The 20,298-nt window shown below is 62.6% G+C and carries 22 protein-coding genes; 15 read left to right on the plus strand and 7 right to left on the minus strand.

Annotated features, from left to right (window positions below):
- The first annotated feature begins 24 nt into the window (after positions 1-24).
- The 3 genes from napA to VEC01_RS00670 are packed head-to-tail and all read left to right on the plus strand — an operon-like array spanning position 25 to position 3,602.
- Entirely contained in the window at positions 25-2,523 is a 2,499-nt protein-coding gene (gene napA / locus VEC01_RS00660) for a nitrate reductase catalytic subunit NapA (protein WP_324897731.1), read from the plus strand.
- A 31-nt stretch (positions 2,524-2,554) separates the two neighbouring features.
- Positions 2,555-3,010 (plus strand): nitrate reductase cytochrome c-type subunit, encoded by a 456-nt coding sequence (locus VEC01_RS00665; protein WP_414691397.1) that lies wholly within the window; start codon positions 2,555-2,557, stop codon positions 3,008-3,010.
- A 10-nt stretch (positions 3,011-3,020) separates the two neighbouring features.
- Positions 3,021-3,602 carry a cytochrome c3 family protein gene (locus tag VEC01_RS00670; protein WP_324897735.1) on the plus strand — a complete coding sequence of 194 codons (582 nt, stop codon included), beginning with the start codon at positions 3,021-3,023 and terminating at the stop codon, positions 3,600-3,602.
- Positions 3,603-3,686: 84 nt separating this feature from the next.
- Here VEC01_RS00670 and VEC01_RS00675 read toward each other — a convergent pair whose 3' ends face one another.
- Positions 3,687-4,160 (minus strand): VOC family protein, encoded by a 474-nt coding sequence (locus VEC01_RS00675; RefSeq protein WP_324897737.1) that lies wholly within the window; start codon positions 4,158-4,160, stop codon positions 3,687-3,689.
- A gap of 184 nt (positions 4,161-4,344) precedes the next feature.
- Here VEC01_RS00675 and VEC01_RS00680 point away from each other — a divergent pair, with 184 nt between their 5' ends.
- The 7 genes from VEC01_RS00680 (at position 4,345) to VEC01_RS00710 (ending at position 9,321) form a co-directional block, all read left to right on the plus strand.
- Positions 4,345-4,908, plus strand: coding sequence for a flavin reductase family protein (locus tag VEC01_RS00680; protein WP_324897739.1), 564 nt, complete (start codon positions 4,345-4,347; stop codon positions 4,906-4,908).
- A 178-nt stretch (positions 4,909-5,086) separates the two neighbouring features.
- Entirely contained in the window at positions 5,087-5,575 is a 489-nt protein-coding gene (locus VEC01_RS00685) for a hemerythrin domain-containing protein (RefSeq protein ID WP_324897741.1), read from the plus strand.
- Between the two features lie 28 nt (positions 5,576-5,603).
- Positions 5,604-5,831 (plus strand): hypothetical protein, encoded by a 228-nt coding sequence (locus VEC01_RS00690; protein WP_324897743.1) that lies wholly within the window; start codon positions 5,604-5,606, stop codon positions 5,829-5,831.
- Between the two features lie 102 nt (positions 5,832-5,933).
- The gene (locus VEC01_RS00695; RefSeq protein ID WP_324897745.1) at positions 5,934-6,650 is read left to right on the plus strand and encodes a succinate dehydrogenase iron-sulfur subunit; all 717 of its coding nucleotides are present in this window, start codon (positions 5,934-5,936) and stop codon (positions 6,648-6,650) included.
- Positions 6,651-6,681: 31 nt separating this feature from the next.
- Complete coding sequence (locus tag VEC01_RS00700) at positions 6,682-7,881, plus strand: patatin-like phospholipase family protein (protein WP_324897747.1); 1,200 nt, start codon at positions 6,682-6,684, stop codon at positions 7,879-7,881.
- 159 nt (positions 7,882-8,040) lie between these two features.
- Positions 8,041-8,763, plus strand: a complete 723-nt coding sequence (locus VEC01_RS00705; RefSeq protein ID WP_324897749.1) for a CBS domain-containing protein — start codon at positions 8,041-8,043, stop codon at positions 8,761-8,763.
- Between the two features lie 51 nt (positions 8,764-8,814).
- Positions 8,815-9,321 (plus strand): hemerythrin domain-containing protein, encoded by a 507-nt coding sequence (locus VEC01_RS00710; protein ID WP_324897751.1) that lies wholly within the window; start codon positions 8,815-8,817, stop codon positions 9,319-9,321.
- A 16-nt stretch (positions 9,322-9,337) separates the two neighbouring features.
- Here VEC01_RS00710 and VEC01_RS00715 read toward each other — a convergent pair whose 3' ends face one another.
- From VEC01_RS00715 to VEC01_RS00725, 3 genes are read right to left on the minus strand one after another with little or no spacing between them, the layout of a single operon-like run.
- A complete protein-coding gene (locus VEC01_RS00715; RefSeq protein WP_324897786.1) occupies positions 9,338-9,769 on the minus strand; it encodes an ATP-binding protein in 432 nt (143 codons plus the stop codon).
- A 33-nt stretch (positions 9,770-9,802) separates the two neighbouring features.
- Positions 9,803-10,348, minus strand: a complete 546-nt coding sequence (locus tag VEC01_RS00720) for a DUF421 domain-containing protein (RefSeq protein ID WP_324897753.1) — start codon at positions 10,346-10,348, stop codon at positions 9,803-9,805.
- A 12-nt stretch (positions 10,349-10,360) separates the two neighbouring features.
- Positions 10,361-10,861 (minus strand): hypothetical protein, encoded by a 501-nt coding sequence (locus VEC01_RS00725; protein WP_324897755.1) that lies wholly within the window; start codon positions 10,859-10,861, stop codon positions 10,361-10,363.
- 337 nt (positions 10,862-11,198) lie between these two features.
- Between VEC01_RS00725 and VEC01_RS00730 the strand changes: the two genes are divergently transcribed.
- From VEC01_RS00730 to VEC01_RS00750, 5 genes are all read left to right on the plus strand, one after another.
- Complete coding sequence (locus tag VEC01_RS00730; protein WP_324897757.1) at positions 11,199-13,169, plus strand: U32 family peptidase; 1,971 nt, start codon at positions 11,199-11,201, stop codon at positions 13,167-13,169.
- Positions 13,170-13,332: 163 nt separating this feature from the next.
- The gene (locus tag VEC01_RS00735; RefSeq protein WP_324897759.1) at positions 13,333-13,824 is read left to right on the plus strand and encodes a thioesterase family protein; all 492 of its coding nucleotides are present in this window, start codon (positions 13,333-13,335) and stop codon (positions 13,822-13,824) included.
- A 318-nt stretch (positions 13,825-14,142) separates the two neighbouring features.
- Positions 14,143-15,090 carry a non-homologous end-joining DNA ligase gene (gene ligD / locus VEC01_RS00740; protein WP_324897761.1) on the plus strand — a complete coding sequence of 316 codons (948 nt, stop codon included), beginning with the start codon at positions 14,143-14,145 and terminating at the stop codon, positions 15,088-15,090.
- A gap of 152 nt (positions 15,091-15,242) precedes the next feature.
- Positions 15,243-16,130 carry a Ku protein gene (locus VEC01_RS00745; protein ID WP_324897763.1) on the plus strand — a complete coding sequence of 296 codons (888 nt, stop codon included), beginning with the start codon at positions 15,243-15,245 and terminating at the stop codon, positions 16,128-16,130.
- Positions 16,127-16,933, plus strand: coding sequence for a tetratricopeptide repeat protein (locus VEC01_RS00750; protein WP_324897765.1), 807 nt, complete (start codon positions 16,127-16,129; stop codon positions 16,931-16,933). Before VEC01_RS00745 ends, VEC01_RS00750 begins: the two co-directional genes overlap by 4 nt.
- Positions 16,934-17,114: 181 nt before the next feature.
- Here the strand turns inward: VEC01_RS00750 and VEC01_RS00755 are convergent, their stop codons facing one another.
- The 3 genes from VEC01_RS00755 to VEC01_RS00765 form a co-directional block, all read right to left on the minus strand.
- Positions 17,115-18,479: a HipA domain-containing protein gene (locus VEC01_RS00755; RefSeq protein ID WP_324897767.1), complete on the minus strand. Its 1,365-nt coding sequence runs from the start codon at positions 18,477-18,479 to the stop codon at positions 17,115-17,117.
- On the minus strand, positions 18,476-18,766 hold the full coding sequence (locus VEC01_RS00760) for a helix-turn-helix transcriptional regulator (RefSeq protein ID WP_324897769.1): 291 nt from the start codon (positions 18,764-18,766) through the stop codon (positions 18,476-18,478). Before VEC01_RS00760 ends, VEC01_RS00755 begins: the two co-directional genes overlap by 4 nt.
- 307 nt (positions 18,767-19,073) lie before the next feature.
- On the minus strand, positions 19,074-20,252 hold the full coding sequence (locus VEC01_RS00765) for an ABC transporter substrate-binding protein (RefSeq protein WP_324897771.1): 1,179 nt from the start codon (positions 20,250-20,252) through the stop codon (positions 19,074-19,076).
- Positions 20,253-20,298: the final 46 nt, after the last annotated feature.

A 20,298-nucleotide genomic window follows, 5' to 3' on the forward strand; every position in this document is an offset into this window, starting at 1 on the left:
CGCCCTTGCCCAGGAGATCCTTTAATGAAGCTTACACGGCGCGACTTCATCAAACAATCTGCCGCCGTCACTGCGGCTAGTTCGGTCGGCATTCCGATTCAATCCATCGCTTCCAACGTCGTCACCGATTCCTCGAAGACGCAGCTTAAGTGGAGCAAGGCGGCCTGCCGCTTCTGCGGCGTGGGCTGCGGCGTCAACGTCGGCGTCAAGGATGGACGCGTGGTGGCCACGCACGGCGACATCAACGCGGAAGTCAACCGCGGGCTGAACTGCGTGAAGGGTTACTTCCTTTCCAAGATCATGTACGGCAAGGACCGCCTGACGCAGCCGATGCTGCGCATGACCAACGGCAAATACGACAAGAACGGCGAGTTCACCCCGGTTTCCTGGGATGCCGCGTTCGACATCATGGCGCAAAAGTTCAAGCAGGCGCTGAAGGAAAAGGGCCCGGCCGGCATCGGCATGTTCGGCTCCGGTCAGTGGACGATCTGGGAAGGCTATGCCGCGGCCAAGCTGTTCAAGGCGGGCTTCCGTTCCAACAACATCGACCCGAATGCGCGCCACTGCATGGCCTCGGCGGTTGCCGGCTTCATGCGCACCTTCGGCATCGACGAGCCGATGGGCTGCTATGACGACATCGAGCACGCGGACGCCTACGTGCTGTGGGGCTCCAACATGGCGGAAATGCATCCGATCCTCTGGACGCGTATGACCGACCGCAAGCTGTCGTCATCGCAAGTGAAGATGGCGGTGCTGTCGACCTACGAGCATCGCAGCTACGAGCTGGCCGACCTGCCGATGATCTTCACGCCGCAGACCGACCTGGCGATCCTGAACTACATCGCCCACTACATCATCAAGAACAACAAAGTCAACAAGGACTTCGTCAACAAGCACACCCGCTTTGTGGTGGGCAACACCGAGATCGGCTACGGGCTGCGCCCTGATCATCCGCTGCAGAAGGCCGCCAAGAATGCCGGGCCCGATGCGGGCGGCAGCAAGCCGAGCAGCTTCGATGAGTTCGCGAAGTTCGTCAGCACCTACGACGCCGACTACGTGTCGAAGCTCTCCGGCGTGCCGAAGGACAAGTTGCAGCGCCTGGCCGAGATGTATGCCGACCCGAAGGTCAAGGTGATGTCCTTCTTCACCATGGGCGCGAACCAGCACACCCGCGGCGTATGGGTCAGCAACCTGATTTACAACATTCACCTGCTTACCGGCAAGATCTCCACGCCGGGCAACAGCCCGTTCTCGCTGACCGGCCAGCCGTCCGCCTGCGGCACCGCGCGCGAAGTCGGCACCTTCTCGCACCGCCTGCCGGCGGACATGGTGGTCGCCAATCCGAAGCACCGCGAGAAGGCGGAGCAGATCTGGCAACTCCCGCCCGGCACGATTCCGGACAAGCCGGGCCTGCATGCCGTTGCTCAAAGCCGCGCGCTCAAGGATGGCAAGCTGAACGTGTACTGGACGCAGGTCACCAACAACATGCAGGCCGGCCCGAACGTGATGCAGGAAATGCTTCCCGGCTGGCGCAATCCGAACAACTTCGTGATCGTCTCGGACGTGTATCCGACCGCCTCCACCATGGCGGCCGACCTGATCCTGCCCAGCGCGATGTGGGTGGAAAAGGAAGGCGCCTATGGCAACGCCGAGCGCCGCACGCAGTTCTGGCACCAGCTGGTGGACGCTCCGGGCGAGGCGCGTTCCGATTTGTGGCAGCTGGTCGAGTTCTCCAAGCGCTTCAAGATGGAAGAAGTGTGGACCAAGGAGCTGCTGGACCAGGCACCGCAGTGGCGCGGCAAGACGATGTACGACCTGCTGTTCAAGAACGGCGTGGTGGACAAGTTCCCGGCATCGCAAGTCGAGCAGGGGTACGAAAACCACGAAGCGAAGCACTTCGGCTTCTACCTGCAGAAAGGCCTGTTCGAAGAGTATGCAAAGTTCGGCCGCGGCAAGGCCCACGACCTCGCCGACTTCGACACCTATCACCAGGTGCGCGGCCTGCGCTGGCCGGTCGTCGACGGCAAGGAAACCAAGTGGCGCTTCCGTGAAGGTGTCGACCCGTACGTCAAGGCAGGCGAGGGTTACAAGTTCTACGGACACCCTGACGGCAAGGCGGTGATTTTCGCCCTGCCATACGAGGCGCCGCCGGAGTCGCCGGACAAGGATTACCCGTTCTGGATGTCGACCGGCCGCGTGCTGGAGCACTGGCATACCGGCACGATGACGCGCCGCGTGCCCGAGCTGTACCGGGCGGTGCCGAACGCGGTGTGCTACATGCATCCGGAAGACGCCAAGCAGCTCAACGTGCGCCGCGGCGACATGATCGAGGTATCGTCGCGCCGCGGTTCGATCCGCACCCGCGTCGAGACCCGGGGCCGCAACAAGCCGCCGCGCGGCCTGGTGTTCATCCCATTCTTCGATGCCAGCCAGATGGTCAACAAGCTGATCCTGGACGCCACCGATCCGATCTCGTTCCAGACCGACTTCAAGAAGTGCCCGGTCAACATTCGCAAGGTATAAGGAGCCTGACATGAACGTGAAAAAAATCCTCATGACGCTGCTCCTGCTGGTGCCGCTGGTCGGCACCGCGGTCGACCTCCAGGACAGCATGCGCGGCCACACGCCGCTCGATCAAACGACGCAGCCGCCGCCGATCGCCAACACCGACAACAGCGACATCCGGCGGGCGCGCAACTACGCGATGCAGCCGCCGGTGATCCCGCACAAGATCGAGGGATACCAGGTCGACAAGAATGCGAACAAGTGCATGATGTGTCATGCACGTACCCGCACCCAGGAAAGCCAGGCGCCCATGGTCAGTGTCACGCACTTCATGGACCGCGACAGCAATTTCCTGGCCGAGCTGTCGCCGCGGCGCTACTTCTGCCTGCAGTGCCACGTACCGCAAGCCGATCTCAAGCCCCTGGTTGAGAACGAGTTCATCGACGTCGACACGATCCTGAGCAAGCCCGTGAAGTCGGCGGGCGCACCGGCAAAGAAGAAGTGAGAGGCCGATCATGAAACAAGTCCTCAAGCGGTATTGGGACATCCTGCGCCGGCCCGCCACCCACCTTAGCCTGGGCTTCCTGGTCATCGGCGCGTTCGTCGCGGGTATCATCTTCTGGGGGGGATTCAACACGGCAATGGAGGCGACCAATACGGAAGCCTTCTGCACAAGCTGTCACGAGATGAAGGACAACGTGTTCCAGGAGCTGCAGACAACGATCCACTACTCGAACCGCAGCGGCGTTCGCGCCATTTGCTCCGATTGCCATGTGCCGCACAACTGGACAGACAAGATTGCCCGCAAGATGCAGGCGTCCAAGGAAGTCTGGGGCAAGCTCTTCGGCACCATCGACACGCGGGAGAAGTTCGAAGCGCACCGGCTGCAACTGGCGCAGAACGAGTGGCGACGGCTCAAGGCGAACAATTCGCTGGAGTGCCGCAATTGCCACCAGTTCGAATCGATGGACTTCACCAAGCAAAGCAAGCGTGCGTCGGAGGCCCATTCGACCTACCTTGGCAACGGTGAAAAGACATGCATCGACTGCCATAAGGGGATTGCGCATCAACTCCCCGATATGTCCAACGTGAAGTAAAGCACGCGGGCCGGTTGTGAAACCGGCCCGCTGTCGCATTTGCCGCCTGGGTGCGGCTGCGATGAGCCCCGTGTTTCAATCCCGCTACATGCCATTGCCGCCGGAATAGGTTTCAGCGGCAAACTCGATCAGGCAAAATCCGTGGCCGAAGGGATCGGAGAAGGTGATGCACTTTGATCCGTTCCATTGGATGCACTCGCTTTCCTGCGCCGCGCCGGCGCCGATGGCGCGTTTTGCGGCGACAGCCACATCATCAACCACGAAATCCAGGTGTACCGGCGTCCAATGCCGGGCGTAGTCGCGTGCGCGCGCGAGCGTCGACGCTGCCTGCGACCCCGGAGGATTTTGCAGCAGATAGATCACCGAGGATGCGCCGGCGAGCTCGGCCACATCCTCTTCGATGACACGATTGAGCTTCAGGCCAAGCGCAGCGGTGTAGAACGCGACCGCAGGCGCAAGCGCGGGGACGTCGATATTCACCAGAACTTTCATGTTTGTCCACCCGGTCAGTTGAGTTGCGTGCAAGCGCGGCAGCTTTTCGGAAGGCAATTCGGACACCCCGGCCGCCGCGGCACACCGCTTGCGGAGCGTGCGCGACGCCGTTACGCATCAGGCACTCTACCTCCTTTCCGGCGCTGCGCGAAACCGGGGATTCCGGGCGGGGAAGCGCCGGCACGTTCATAATGGGCGGAATGCGTCTGCGGCCGGTGCCATACCAGCCGGTTTTCCTCGAGTCGAATCCATGCCTATCCGTCTTCCTGTCGAACTCAGCAAGTCCTATCGCCTCCTGAATCACGGGCCGACCGTCCTGGTGACGAGCGCCCATGGTGGAACCATCAATGTGATGGCCGCCGCCTGGTCGATGCCGCTTGATTTTTCACCGCCCAAGGTCGCCGTGGTCATCGACCGCAACACCCTCACGCGCCAATTGGTCGAGGATTCCGGCGAATTCGCGCTGAACGTCCCATCCCGCGACCTGGCGCGCCTGACGCTCGCCGTGGGGTCGGCGTCGGGACGCGAGATCGACAAGTTCCGCGCGCACGGACTGGTTGCCGTTCCCGGCGAAAAAATCCGCGCTCCCTTGCTCGAAGGCTGCGTCGCGTGGCTGGAGTGCAGGGTGATTCACGAGCCGCATGTGCAACAGGCGTACGACCTGTTTCTCGCGGAGGTTGTCGCGGCATGGGCCGACCCGGACGCATTCAGCAACGGGCACTGGAACCCGGACCAAGGGGGCCGGCATAGCATCCACTACATTGCGGGCGGCAACTTCTTCGCGACCGGTGCCGCGTTCGACGTTTCGAAGTGATCCGCCGGCGGCGGCGCCGCACGGTTTGCGCTTGTTCTTTTTGAACTTCACCCGGGGCGCTTCATCGAACATGCCATCCTTGTATGGTTGCGCACCGCGCGCCGGGTCTTTCCCCGCGCGTTCACCCGCCATGCATCTTTCGAAGCCCTCAAGAATGGAGTCCATGATGGATGCCGATATGCACGAAAACCGTGGCGCCTTTCCCGTCGACCGGCCGGTGGAAGCGCTGTTGAGAGACCACAGCATGGTGCGCAAGCTCGCCGAAGCGTACCGCAACAGCCAGAGCATGGATGCCAGGAAGGAAGCGGCGACCAAGATTCTCCAGATGCTGGAAACGCATTCCCGGCTGGAAGAAAGCGTGTTCTATCCGGCGGTGCGCGACATCGATGCGTCGATGGTCGGCCATTTCGAACAGGAACACCAGAAAACGGATGACCTGCTGCAATCGCTGCAGAGCATGCCGATGGACGACCCGCAGGCGGAGCAGATGATGGGCCAGCTGCTCGACATGACCCTGCACCACATCCAGGAAGAGGAAGATGAATTCTTTCCCAAGCTGGAACAGGCGTCCATGGACATGACGCAGATTGGCCTGCAGATGCAAGCGTTCGAAGCCAACCTGGTGCATGCGCAGGCGCAAGGCAGCCAGCCCGGCGCGCAGCAGTAACCGTCACGACAACATCACGGGTAGCAGCATGCAACCAGGACAATCCGGAAACGACAACAGGAAGCAAGGGCAGGGCGTGCCGCCGGCGGAGCAGCCGGGTGCGCCCGGCGGCGCGCGCGCCGGCCAGCCGCTCGACGATAGCGCGGGCGGCGCCGGCCTCGGCAAGCCGCCCGGAGAAGGCGACGTGCCCGCCAGCTCGCAGCCGGCAGAGAAAAAGGCGCCCGATGTGCAGGACCGCAGGGAAGGCGGCGCCTGACCCTTGCGGCTGCCGCCAACGCAAACGCCTGCCGGCTCCTTAAAATGCCGGCCTTTCGCTGCGGCAGCCCCCTTGCTGTGGCGCAGCGCCTGGAGGAAATCCATGTCCAGCACTCGTAACGTCGAACTGAAGATTTATCGCTACGATCCGGATACCGATGCCGGCCCGCAAATGCAGGACATACGCATCCCGCTCGGGCATGATGACAAGATGCTGCTTGACGTGCTGGTGCGCATCAAGAGCGATTACGACGACAGCCTCTCTTTCCGGCGCTCCTGCCGGGAAGGCGTATGCGGCTCGGATGCGATGAATATCAATGGCAAGAACGGCCTGGCATGCACCACGAACATCAAGGAAGTGACCCAGCCGATCGTGTTGCGTCCGCTGCCCGGCCTGCCGGTGGTGCGCGACCTGGTGGTCGACCTGACGCTGTTCTGGAAGCAATACCATTCGATCAAGCCCTACCTGATCAACGACACGATTCCGCCGGAAAAGGAACGTTTGCAAACGCCGGCGGAGCGCGAGGAACTCGACGGCGTCTACGAGTGCATCCTGTGCGCCTGCTGCTCGACCGCTTGCCCGAGCTACTGGTGGAACCCGGACAAGTTCGTGGGCCCGGCCGGCCTGCTGCAGGCCTACCGTTTCATTGCCGACAGCCGCGACCTCGCCACCAACGAGCGTCTCGATAACCTCGAGGATCCGTACCGCCTGTTCCGCTGCCGCACCATCATGAACTGCGCCGATGTCTGTCCGAAGGGCTTGAATCCGGCGCGGGCGATCAGCAAGATCCGCGACATGCTGGTACGGCGCTCCGTTTAGGTGCCGGTTTCCGGCGAGCCGAGGATCTGCCGTGGCGAAAAAAGTGGTATTGCTGTTGCAAGGCGGGGGCGCACTGGGGGCGTTCCAATGCGGCGCATGGCAGGCGCTTGCTCCTTTCATCCGTGAAAGCGGCTACGAATTGACCGCGGTCGCAGGTGCTTCGATCGGGGCGCTGAATGCCGCACTGATCGCGCGCCACTGGCAGGCGCCGGATAGTGGCACCGGGATGCTGCGGGAATTCTGGCGCGCCCGGCTTGCGACGCCGCCGGTATCGTTCTTTCCGCTGCCCGGGGAGTACTGGCGGGCGTGGAACGGCCTGCTCACCGGCCTGCTGCTCGGCAACCGCGCGCTCTTTTCCCCGGTGTACCCGCACTGGCACCCGGCCGCCGGCATGCTGCGCTTTTACATGCCGCTGTACCGCACGGACAGCGCGGTGCGCACGATGGCGGAACTGGTTGGCAGCTACCGGGAAACCGCGCCCGTCCTGTATGTGCAACTGACGGATGTGGAAAGCGGAAGGGCGGTGCTCGAGTCCAGCGCGGCGCGGCCGGTTACCCCGCATATGCTTGCCGCGAGCATCGCGATCCCGCTGCTGTTTTCGCCGGTCGTGATCGACGGACGCGCCTGCTGGGATGGCGAAATGCGCAGCAACACCCTGCTTCCGGAAGTGCTCGCGGCGCTGCGGACCGGAACGCCTCCTGGCGATGAGCCGGACGACCTGCTGGTCATCGTGGTCGACATGTTCAACCCGCGCACAAAAAGTTTGCCGGCCAGCACGCTGCAGTCACACTACCGTTTCCTGAACATACTGCTTGGCGGCAAACTGGAATACGATCGGCGCGGCGTGGAGGCGACCAATGAATTCATCGACACGCTGGCGCGATTGCGCAGCGCCGCCGAAAAGGAAGGGGATACGCCGCTGGCCGCCGCTGTCCGGCAGGAATACCGCAAGATGCGGGCGCAACGGCATGTGCGCGTCGAGCTGATGCATGTCGGCCGGGCGCCGTTTCGTTACGAGCACATCTCAAGGGATTTCGATTACTCGCCGCAATACATCGACCGGCTGATCCGCCAGGGTTTTGAAAGCGCGTCGGCGGCGGTCAGGGAATACCGGCAAGAGGACCTTGCCCTGCCTGCGGCGAGCGCGGACACGGGTTCGACGCTGCGTGCCCGCGACCCGAAAAGGCTCTATCCGCGGCTGGTCTATGACAGCGAAAGACCTGGAAGATGAATCGCTCGCCGCTTGTCCCGCCGCCGATTCTTTCTGCGGATTGCCATCCCGGACTGGCGCTCGTTAACCGCCCGACTACACTGCATATTCACCGATTGCTTATCTCCGCTCGCGGGCGGAAGGCCGGCCTGTTCCGGCATCTCACGAAAGGATGGAAAAATGCAGATGATTTCAGAACTCATGACACGCGATGTCAGATTCGTGGCGCCACAGGAAAACCTGCAGCGCGCAGCCCAGTTGATGGATGAGCTCAATGTCGGCGCGCTCCCGGTTTGCGACGACGGCCGGCTGGTGGGCATGGTCACCGACCGCGATATCACGATCCGCGCGACCGCGGCCGGACGCTCGCCGCAGGAAGCGCATGTCGATGAAGTGATGAGCACCGACGTGCGCTGGTGCTTCGAGGACCAGTCGCTGGACGACGTGATGATCCAGATGGCGGACAGCCAGATCCGCCGTGTCCCGGTGGTGACCCATGACGACCAGCACAGGCTGGTCGGCATTGTATCCCTGGGCGACGTGGCGACCCGGACGCCGGCCGGCGCACAGAAGGAGGATGTGGAGCAGGTGGTGGAAATGGTGTCGTCCCCGTCGCAGCCGGGCCGGCCGCAGGCGCCGGTGGAAGAGGCCGCGGGCCGCAGTGGCGCGGTGTCGGCTGAAGCGGCGGCCGGGACTCCGCGTGACGCCGGCACCGACGTGCCGCATGCCGGCGATACCGGCGGCAGCCTCGGCTACGGCGTCGCCGCCGGGGCTTCCGGCGATCCACGCACGGCTGCGGACGGCGCCAATACCGGTGGCGCCAGCGGCAACACCGGCGATCCGCGCCGCAACTTCGGCGTGAGCGGACAGGACCTGAACCAGGACGGGCTGCCGCCGGCGTAAACCCGCGCCGCAGCGCGTCAGGGAGGAACAACACATCACGAGGAGAAATCCGTGGACATCGAATCCCAACTGCGCGGACGCGGCGAGTTCCCGTCCGACCGGCCGCTCGAGGCGCTGAAGACGGACCACGATCTGGTGCGGCAGCTGTTCGACCGCTACTTCCAGACCAGCGACGCCGGCGAAAGGAAAGACCTGGGCGGACACCTTCTTGCCCTGCTGGAGATGCATGCCGAGCTCGAAGAGAATGTCTTTTATCCGCGCGTGCGCGAGGCCGATCCATCACTGGTCTCGCATTGCGAAGAGGAACATGCCCGCGCGCGGCAGCTGATCGATGCGCTCAAGCTGATGGATGAAGACGGCCAGCAGGCGGAGCCCTTGTTTCGCCAGCTGCAGGAAGCGGTCTCCAGGCATGTGGAGGAAGAAGAGCGGCAGCTGTTTCCGAAAATTGAACAGGCCGGACTGGATATGGGCGCGCTCGGAAACGAGATGCAGTCCTACGAAATCCGGTTGATCGCCGCGCGCAACCAGCGGCCGGCGGCGCCGGGGATAAGGCTGTAGCGGCAAGCCGGTGTTGTCAGGGAAGCTGGGCAACGTCAAACATGCCGTTCGCTGCCTTCACCAGGAAGAGTTCGTCGAAGCCCTCGTCCCGGCGCGGCCGTTGCAGGCGCTTGAGCGTGCCGAACAAGCCGGCCGGCGGCACGCGCTGTTTTTCCGGGCGGCGCTGATTGCGCTCCGCGCAGGCGGACGGATCCGGTTCGAAGAAGTATCCGGCGACACGGAAGCCGGACTGTTTCGCCATGCCGATGTAAAGTGCGCGCTCCTCGACCGTCGGGTTGGTGTTGTCGATGACGCAGCGCTGGCCGCTTGCCAGGCAGGCCCGGATGAACAGCGACTCGCGATGGCGCGTTTTCAGCAGATCCATGCTGATGCGTACGTGGGTATCGAAGAAGCGTTGCAGGTAAAAGCTGGTCTTGCCCGACGCCTGGATACCGATGAACACAAGCATTTCCACGACGATGGTTGGCGGCAACGGCCGCGGCTAACGGGCGGCCGTGCGGTCGGTGGCCGGCAGGCGCGCCAGAACGCTGTCGAGCTTCTGGTCGAGAACCCGGATCCTGGAATCCAGCGCTTCCTCGGCATCCGGCTCCTGCGGGATGATGGAAATGGCACCGGACGTCTCCAGCACCGCGTACTTCACCTGGCTCATCCGCTCCAGGCCCTGGCTTTCGCGGGCGGTCTGCAGAATGTCGCTGTAGGTGACGCGCGACTTCTTCATGTTCTGTTCAATCACCTTGCCATGGTCGACCAGGAGCAGCGGAACACCCTCGGCGAACTTTTCGAATGCATTGAACCGCGCTTTCAGCGCGGACAACCCCAGGTCGAGCAGGAGGAAGGTGAGGATCACGGTCAGGCCCATGACCAGCGATTTGTCATCGTCGACCAGCGCGTTCTGGATCGCCTCGCTGATGATCAGGAAGAGTATGAAATCGAAGGCGGACAGCTCCGACAGCGAACGCTTCCCGAGCAGGCGGAAGAGTACGAGCAGGAACAGGTAGATACCGGCCGTGCGCAGAATGAGCTCCATGTTTTTCCCTCGCTACGGATAGACGAAATGGCTGAAATGCAGGCGAGGCGAGCCGGCCAGCGCGATCCATCCTTCCAGCCTGCCGTACTTTTGCGGAGAAAAATGGAAGCTGACGCTGACAGTCGCCTTGCGGTGGGTGTTGAAAACGTAAACCACGGCGCCGTCTTCGCCGATTTCCCGTGCCGGATCCGGCGTGATCCGCTCGATCTGGACATGTTTCGCGTACTCGCTGTCCATCTGCAGCCGCACCGCGTCCGACTGCGCCTTGACCGTCAGCTGCAGCGTATCGGGAGAGTGGTGCCGGACAAACCGTTCGTATTCGAGCTGCAGCGCGCCATCGTCCGATATCGCGGTCATGCTGCTCAGCGGCCCGCCGCGCCCGAACAACCCAAGCGCGACCGCGATCAGCAATGCGGTCAGCGCCATCAAGGCGATGCGCTGCATGATCCATTCCCGCTGCTGCTGCTTCGGATCGTCATCGATTTCGAGCGAAGGCGATTCTTTCACTTCCATGCTGTCCTCGCGGCTGGAGCTTGCCGGCAAGCGGCGGTTTTCCGATGATCTACGTTCTAGAAATCTCCCGGATTGCCCGGCACGCTGCCGGGCTGCTTAAGATCCTGACAATCCCCGCATAGAAAAAGATCCGCCGGAACGCATGCTTTGCCGATGGCCGCGCTCCGTCTCCCGCAGGGGGATGTTGCAGGATTTTCCATCCCGGCCGCGCGATTCCGTTTTTGTTCCTGCAGGCGGGCAACAGCCGATACATTTGCCCCCGCCATCCGTCGAAGTCGGCGGATGCGCCGCAGGCGGGCGGATTATAATTTCGGGTTACGCCTGTCAGGATCCCGCCATGTCCTTGCTTGACCACCAGATTGAATTATTGTCGCCCGCCAAGAATGCCGAGATCGGCCGCGAAGCCATCCTGCACGGGGCCGATGCGGTCTATATCGGTGGCCCCGCGTTTGGCGCGCGCCACAACGCGAGCAATCCGCTGCAAGACATCGCCGGCCTGGTCGAATTCGCGCACCGTTACCACGCCCGCATCTTTGTGACGCTGAACACTATTCTGCATGATGCCGAACTGGAAACGGCGCGCAAGCAGATCTGGCAGCTGTACGATGCCGGCGTGGATGCGCTCATCGTGCAGGACATGGGCCTGCTCGAGATGGACCTGCCGCCGATCCAGCTGCATGCCAGCACGCAATGCGACATCCGCACGGTGGACAAGGCGCGCTTCCTCGGCGCGGTCGGTTTTTCCCAGCTGGTGCTGGCGCGCGAGCTGAGCCTGGAACAGATACGCAGGATCCGCGAGTCGGTCGACACGCCGCTCGAGTATTTCATCCATGGCGCGCTGTGCGTGGCGTTTTCCGGCCAGTGCTACATTTCGCACGCCGACACCGGGCGCAGCGCCAACCGCGGGGATTGCTCGCAGGCCTGCCGCCTGCCGTACACGCTGACCGACGGACAGGGCCGGGTGGTCGCGTATGAAAAGCACCTGCTGTCGATGAAGGACAACGACCAGAGCCGCAACCTGGAAGCGCTGATCGACGCCGGCATCCGCTCGTTCAAGATCGAGGGGCGCTACAAGGACATGGGCTATGTGAAGAACATCACCGCCCACTACCGCCTGCTGCTCGACGACATCATGGAGCGGCGGAGCGGGCTGGTGCGCGCCTCGAGCGGACGCACCCGCGTATTGTTCACGCCCGACGTGGACAAGAACTTTCACCGAGGCCACACCGACTATTTCGCGCAGGGCCGCCAGCCGGACATCGGCGCCTTCGATTCGCCGAAATACCTGGGCGTGCAGCTGGGCGAGGTCAGCCGCCTCGGCCCGGACCATTTCGATCTCGTGTGCGACGAAGCGCTGGCAAATGGCGACGGCCTGAACTACATGCACAAGCGCGATACGGTCGGCATCCTTGCCAACCGTGTGGAGAAGCTGGGCGAAGACGGCGGCCGCCAGCGCTGGCGCGTGTTTCCCAACGAACCCATGCATGCATTGACGGGCCTGAAGGCCGGCACCGTGATCCACCGCAACCGCGACCACCAGTGGGAGGCAGCGCTGAACAAGAAGTCGGCGGAACGCAAGGTGCGCGTGCAGATGGAATTGAGCGAGCAACCCGGCGGGCTGCGCCTGTCCATACGCGACGAAGACGGCATCACCAGCGCGAGCCACGCGGCGATCGCGCTGCAGCCCGCGCAGCAGGCAGCGCAGGCCGAAGCCGCGCTGCGCACCAGCCTTGGCAAACTCGGCAACACGATGTTCGAGGCAGGGCAGGTGGATCTGCGGCTGTCGCAGCCCTGGTTCGTGCCGGCGGCGGCAATCAATGCACTGCGCCGCGACGCGATCGCCGCGCACGAGGCGGCGCGCCTGGCCGCATGGCAGCGCCCGCCGCGCAAGGCGCCGGCCGAACCATGCCCGGTTTATCCGGAAACGCAGCTGAGCTACCTGGCCAACGTCTACAACGAAAAGGCGCGCGCCTTTTATCAAAAGCATGGCGTGGCGCTGATCGACGCAGCGTACGAGGCGCACCAGGAAGCCGGCGAGGTGTCGCTGATGATCACCAAGCACTGCCTGCGCTTCTCGTTCAATCTTTGCCCCAAGCAAGCCAAGGGCGTGCAGGGGGTGCAGGGCCAGGTGCGCGCCGACCCGATGACGCTTGCAAGCGGCAGCGAACGCTACACGCTGCGCTTCGACTGCAAGGCCTGCGAGATGCATGTGGTGGGCGCGATGAAGCCGGGCATCCTGAACTCGCCGCCACCGTCGGCGGTGCCATACAGCCCGCTGGTGTTTCACCGGCAGCGGCCGCGGAACTGACGCCGGGCCTTCGGCCAGCGTGCGGACGAGTGCGGACGGGCGCCGGTCGGTTGTCGCGCTGCCGTCTTCAACACGTCGGACAGGTGGCAATTGTTGTCGGTTAGAATCTCATTCTGGTTGAAGAACGATGAATTCCCGCCGACTTGCCGTTGCCGCCAATGCCATGACCGCCTCATCCTCTGCCCCCCGGCGCTCGCCGGCCGAACAGGCCCGCCTCGAAGCCATGTTGCGCGAGCTGTTCGAGCGTCAATTGCGTTTCAACGAAGTCGTCGGCCTGCGCGTGGTGTCCCTTGATCCCGCAGCGCCGCGCATGGCCTTCGACATGCGTCCGGAACTGATCGGGCATTACCTGCATGGCCGCCTGCACGGGGGCGTGATCACGACAACGCTCGACACCACCGCCGGGCTCGCGGTCATGGTCGGCATCGCCGAAAAATACGCCGGTGAAACCACGGAGCAGATCGGCCACCGCTTCGCGCGGGTCGGCACGATCGACCTGCGCACCGACTTCCTGCAGCAGGGGATAGGCAAGACGTTCACGGCAACCGCACGCCTTGTCCGTCTGGGCGGGCGCATCGCGTCGGTGCAGATGACGCTGGAAAACGAGGCCGGAGTCCTGATCGCAACAGGCTCTGCCGCGTACGTGGTGAGTTAGAGCGGGATAGCGCCAACCGGTATTCGCGCTATCTCAATTAATATCGTCGTGATTGCGCCGAAGGGGCCGCGAGTGGCCCCGGGCCATTCTTTAATCAGCCGAAATGGCAGCGGTGCCGCGGGCTTCATTCATGCCTTGATTTTTCGCAACTCAAGTTTCTTCTTTTAAATCATGTGGTTGCAGAAATACCTGTATCTTATCCGCAGGCTTATCCACAGATTCGGTGCATAAGTTTCCTTGGCCGCCAGACCAACTTCCGGTATCACCAGGTTTGATTCATGTCGGGAAGGGAATATCGACTAGCGGTTACGCTGGGACATGTCCTCGACACCGTGTCCGTGGCCGGGCTCTCCCGAAGCGCTGCCGGCTGCCCTCCCGCCGATGCTTGCCAGTCAGGGGGCAGGGCCTTTCACGCAGGACGACTGGACGTTCGAGCCGAAACTGGACGGCTACCGCATAGTCGCCTGGATACGGGATGGCGGGGTGCGCCTGATGACGCGCGGCTCGCTCGACCTCGCCGGCGCCTTCCCGCAGCTGGCCGCGGAGCTGGCGGCGCAGCCGGCGCGCTCGCTGGTGATCGACGGCGAGCTGGTCGCCTTCGACGCCGGCGGCAAGCCGTCGTTCTCGGCGCTTCAGACGCGCAGCAGGAGCCGGCGGGCGCGCGGCGGCGCGCTGGTGTACTACGGCTTCGATGTGCTGCACGCCGATGGCATCAACACCCGCACGCTGCCGCTGTCGACCCGCAGGGAGGTCATGCATGGCGTGCTCCGGCCCTCGGAGCACATCCAGCTCGTGCATGCGGATGACGACGGCCTGGCCCTGTTTTCCGCCGCCGCCGACATGGGGATGGAAGGCATCATTGCGAAACGCAAGAGCTCGCTCTACCAGCCCGGCATTCGCTCCGGAGACTGGCTCAAGATCCTCGCATTCAAGCGCGCCGACCTGCTGATCGTGGGATACACCGGCACCTCCGTGGTCGAATCCCTGCTGGTCGGTTACCGCCGCCGCGGGCGGCTGAAGTATGCCGCACAGGTAAGCGGCCTGGGCAAGCTCGGCAGGTCACTGCTGCCGCTGGTGCGAACCGTGCCTGACGCACCGCCGCTGGAGCGCATCGACGGCGCGCACTGGATCGCGCCGTTGCTGGTGGCCGAGATCAGGTTTCGCGAAATCACGCGCGACGGCAAGTTGCGCCATCCGGTGTTCTATCGGATGCGGGACGAGATCGCGCCGGACGCCGCGGATTTCCCGCCGATCCTGCCCGGTTGAGCATCCGCAGCAGCGCGTTCCCGCCCCGAAATTCCCCGCCGACCGCATGCGTGCTTGCGCTTGCACAACACCCGCCCGGCGCACCCGGTGCAAGCTATTTCCTTGCACAAGAGAAAACAGTTCCTGCAATACAGGACCCAGGGGAGACAAGCATGCCACGTTCAATCGCGGACCTGACGCTGTCGTTCGGTCTCGTATCCATCCCGGTGAAGGTGTACGCCGCCACCGAAGCGAAGGAGAGCATCCACTTCAACATGATCCACAAGGCTTGCGGCTCGCGCATCAAGCAGCAGCTCGTCTGCATCAAGGAAGAGGTGGTCGTCGAGCGCAAGGATCTGGTCAAGGGCTATGAGTTCGCGCCGGGCCAGTACGTGATTTTCGCGCCGGAAGAACTGAAGGAGCTGGAAGAGACGGGCACCCATATGATCGACATCGTCGGCTTCGTGCCCGCCGGCTCGGTCGACCCGGTCTATTACGAGAAGGCGTATTACCTGGCGCCGGACAAGCGCGGCGACAAGCCCTACCTGCTGCTGCTGGAAGCGATGCGCCGCACCGGCCGGGCGGCGCTGGCGCGCTGGACATGGAAGGGCAAATCGTACACGGTGCAGGTGCGGCCTTCGCTTGAGGGCGGGCTGGTGCTGCAGCAGCTGCTCTACGCGGAAGAGGTGCGTTCCTTCAAGGACCTGAACCTGCCGCAGGGCGCCGTTTCCGACAAGGAACTGGACCTGGCGATGATGCTGGTCGACCAGATCGCCACCGACTTCGATCCCGGCCAGTACCGCAACGATTTCAAGTATCGGCTGGAAGCGGCGATCGAACAGAAGATCGAAGGTCAGGAAATCACGCTGACCGAGGAACCCGAACCGGGCGCTTCCGCGCAGGTGATCGACCTGATGGAGGCGCTGCGGGCCAGCCTTTCCGGGAAAGCGCCCAAGACGGCGGCGCCGGCAAAGACCGCGGCCCGCAAGAGCGCAAAGAAGGCCGGCGACACTCCAAAGCCCGCGCCGGCGAAGAAAGCGGCGCGAAAAACCGGTAAATGACCGGATTGACCATTGCCGACGTCGAGGAGAAATACGGCGTGCGGCGACGCGTGGTTTCCGAGCTGGTGAAGGCGGGCTTTGTGCGGCCGCAGCGCGGCGCGCGCCGGGAATACCGGTTCGCCTTCCGCGACGTGGTGCTGATGCGCATGGCGCAAGACCTGTTTCAAAGCGGGATTCCGCCGAAGAAGACCGCCCGTTTCCTGCAGCAGTTGCAGCGCGAGCTGCCGGCGGCCGCGTTCGCCGCCGCACGGGTCGCGGCGGTTGGCAAGGAGCTCGCGGTGCGCGACGGGGGGCGGCTCCGCAGCGCGAGCGGACAGCTGCTGATCGACTTCACCGACGCCGGCGGCGGCGCGTCGCTTTCACCCTTTACCCGCGGCCGCGGCGCGCCGGCGACGGCGCAGGACTGGTACCGGCAGGCGCAGCATCTCGAAGCGCGCGATCCGGTGGGCGCAGCGAGGTGCTACCGCGAAGCGATCACGATCGATCCGGCTTTCGAGAATGCCTATGTCAACCTGGGCCATCTGCTGCTCGCGAACGGGCAGGCACTCGAGGCGTGCATCGCGCTGCAGGAGGGCGTCGCGCACTGCGGCGCCAGCAGCCTGATTCACTTCAACCTGGCGATCGCGCAGGAAGACTTGCGCCGTGCGCGCGAAGCGATGGCGTCCTACGAGCGGGCATTGGAGTGCGATCCCGGTTTCGCCGACGCGCATTTCAATCTCGCGCGGCTGCACCAGGAATGCGGGCATCTGGCCGGCGCGCTGCGGCATCTGAATGCGTACCGCAAGCTGACGCAAGGCGACTAGCGGTGTCCGACATCCGGGCGAGTGAAATATTCCTCGCACTGTCGCTTCGGATGTCTCCAGCCTCAGCATCCGGACAGTGTGGTTGAACCGAGTCCAGGCTGTTTTCGAACGCACTATTGGGGCCCGCCTGGCAGGAGCTGATCGCGATAATGCCGACGCGAGATTGTTTTTGCGCCGGACGTTATACGAAAAGGACTGGATCGACTGATGTGATTTCTGATGCAATCGACAAGTGCCGTTCTGCCAGGCGAGTCACTGTCGCGCAAACACGTTCAACCATGCTTGCATCCGCTCTCTCCAGGATGACTTCCCGCTGTGTGCGGGGTAGCGCCTGTAGCAGTCCCGTGGAAATCTTCCCCATCTCGCGGGAAATCAATTGTGGCCGCAGTCCGCACAGATGTGCGAAGTGCGCCCACTCATAAGGGGTAAGCTCGGCCTCGGTAAATGCGTCTCCAATCGCCATTGCAAAGGAGCCTTCGATTTTTTCGTCAGCGAACGCCAAGATGCTTACGAGATCATAGGCTGGCGTGAGCCGAATGCCGTCGCCATCATTGAAGAACGACAAATTCTTTGCGTGCGCATCGGTGTTGCCGATCAGGACCTGCAAGATAGTCCATCGCAGCAACTGCAGACGTTGCGCGGCTGGATTGGGGCAGTTTCGCAACATGTCGAACAACTGTGGAAGGGAGACGCCATCCCGGATGTCCTTGACATGCGGGTTGTCTCCATACGGACGTTCGTATTTGAGCGTTGGCGGATATCCGAGTGCCTGGCACCCGTCGATGACATGCAGCCGGCGTACCATGTCGCCTTCCACCGCTCGGTCGAAACGATCCACCTCGAGCACCGGTTCGGGTACGTGAGTCAGGCGAACAGTCGCGATCGGCAACCCGATATTCTTCGCCAGCCGCATACAAAAAAACTCATTGCTGGTTAGCCCTGCAAGGTTTGAGTTTAGCGGTTCCGGCTTAAGGATCGTGGTGGATGCAAATTCGTTGCCTTCGACAAGAAACCATTCGCCAGACTCCTTGAATACCGCTACTTTGTCCTGATAACCCGCAATCGACAGGCGAACTTTGCCGTCCCAGACGGAAAAGGGCTCGTAAGGTCGCGCTTTGATACGGTCGGATAGTTCTCCCTTGGAGAGCTGGCGGCGCTCGGCCCTTGCATGCAGCAAACTGCGATTAGCGGCAGTTCCAGTATCGTCACCGCGTGATAGATGTAGTGCGAGCGCGCCTGCCGTCTCGCGCCCAAGAGCAATCATCAGGCCCACCAGGTTGGACTTGGAAACCTTGCTTGCCGCAGCCGCCTCATCGAGTGCCCGTCCCTCGGGCAGGAGGTTCTCGAAGAAATGGCGTACTGCGGCGCTATGCGCTTCCGGAGTTTGATCTAAGTCCGGCACCAGAGGAAGGTGAGGACTAAGGGGATAGCGCTGCAGGTTATTCAGCCATTGCGGAGAATACGAAAAGGCAAAGCGGTTTTCTGCGGGATTGTGCTCCAACACCCCGGCCATCTGCCGATCAAGAAAAACATCCAACTTTGTCATTTACTCATCCCGCAAATAAGGCTTTGAATGCGTTCCCGCTCGCGGGCCGGCGCCACGAACAGGCTTACCCCGAGTTCCGTTGCGACCTTGAGCACAATTCCCAAGCTGACGGTGGACTTGCCGGCTTCGATGTCAGAAAGTGTTTGCTTGGCAACACCGATCGTCATTGCCGCTTCTTCGATCGTGAGACCCTGTTCCGTACGGCTGGAGCGCACGGCTTTCCCCAAGGTCTCGGGGCCTGCGACTAGAGGATCAGTTGGAAATGGGATCTTGACAACACGCTTCATGATTACTCCTATGATGATAGGAATATACAGGAAAAGCGAAACAAAGAGCGTATAAATCCCTTTCTGCTAGGATTTAACAGAAAAAAGGCTTGCACTGTCTCATAAATCCTTACCTGGCAGGATTTTTGGCCGCCATCGCTTCTCGTTGCTGCTATAGAACAACGACATACGCACTTATACACACTTCAATTAATGCTTTGTCAATTCCTGCGCAGGCTAGGCCCTTTTTTAAACAAGCAATCGACCACATTGGCGCAAGACGAAAAAAAGCCCGCGCAAGGCGGGCTGAAGTGACGTTGGCTACGCGTCAGTAATCCAGGTAGTCGGTTACCGCGACCCACCTGCCGTTCTGGATCTGGCCGATGCGCGACTTGGCGTTGCCCAGGTGGTTCGTCTTGGTGAACTTGTATTCCGGGCTGCCGAACATGTCGCGGCTGTAGGTGGTTTTTTCGAGCGCATCGACGAAGCTGTCGACATTCAGGTTCGGGCCGGCCTTTTCGGCGGCCATCGCGAACAGGTTGACCATCGAGTAGCCGTAGGCGGAAAACACGCTCGGATCTTCGTTGAATTTCGACTTGTACTTGGTGCCCCAGTCGCGCACGTTCCTGGACGGGTCGTCCAGGTAGGGCACGGCGACCTGGAAGGCGGAGTAGAAGCCATCCATCGCCTTGCCGCCGAGCTTGTGGATCAGTTCGGTGTAGGAGGCGCTGGTGCCGATGAAGTTCGGACTCCAGCCGGTCTTGCGCGCTTCGGCGATGGTGCCGATCGTCTCCCGGATCACGGTGCCCATGACCACCGTGTCGCAACCCGATCCGCGCATCTTGGCCACCTGCGACGAGAAGTCGGTGGCGCCGCGCTTGTAGCTGGTCTTTTCCGCGAAGCTCATGCCGATGTCCTTCAGGCCCGCCTCCGCGCCGCGCAGCACCTCGAGGCCGAAGTCGTCATCCTGGTAGATCACGCAGAATTTCTTCGCGCCGCGCTCCTTCTGCATGAACTTCACGCCGCTCCTGGCCTGGTCGAAGTAGGGCGCCGCGAACGAATACTTGAGCTTGTGCACCGGATCGTACACTTCACGCGCCGCGGTCAGCGGAAACAGGTTCGGGACATTTTTTTCCAGCAGCGTCGGCAGCGACGCCATCACGACGCCGGTGCCGATGGTGCCGATCATCGCGAAGATCTTGTCCTGCTGCACCATCTTCTGCGTCGCCAGCAAGCCCTTCTTCGGATCGTAGCCGCTGTCCTCGACCACCAGCTTCAGCTTGCGGCCGTGGATGCCGCCGGCCTCGTTGATTTCCTCGACCCGCATCTGGATGCCGTTGCGCGCCTGCTTGCCGAAGCCGGCGATCGGGCCGGACAGGTCCTGGATCGTGCCGAGCACGATTTCATTTTTCGTCACGCCCTGGTTCTGTGCCTGTGCCGGGGCGCCGGCGGCAAGCAGGCCGAGCAGTGCGATCGGCGCAAGGATGTGGCGTGCTGTCTGTTTCATGTTGCCTCCTTCTGAAAGGTGGGACGATGGATCGGTTGAAGCTTGC

The sequence above is a fragment of the Noviherbaspirillum sp. genome (genome assembly GCF_035627455.1).
In the GTDB taxonomy this organism is placed as follows: domain Bacteria; phylum Pseudomonadota; class Gammaproteobacteria; order Burkholderiales; family Burkholderiaceae_D; genus Noviherbaspirillum.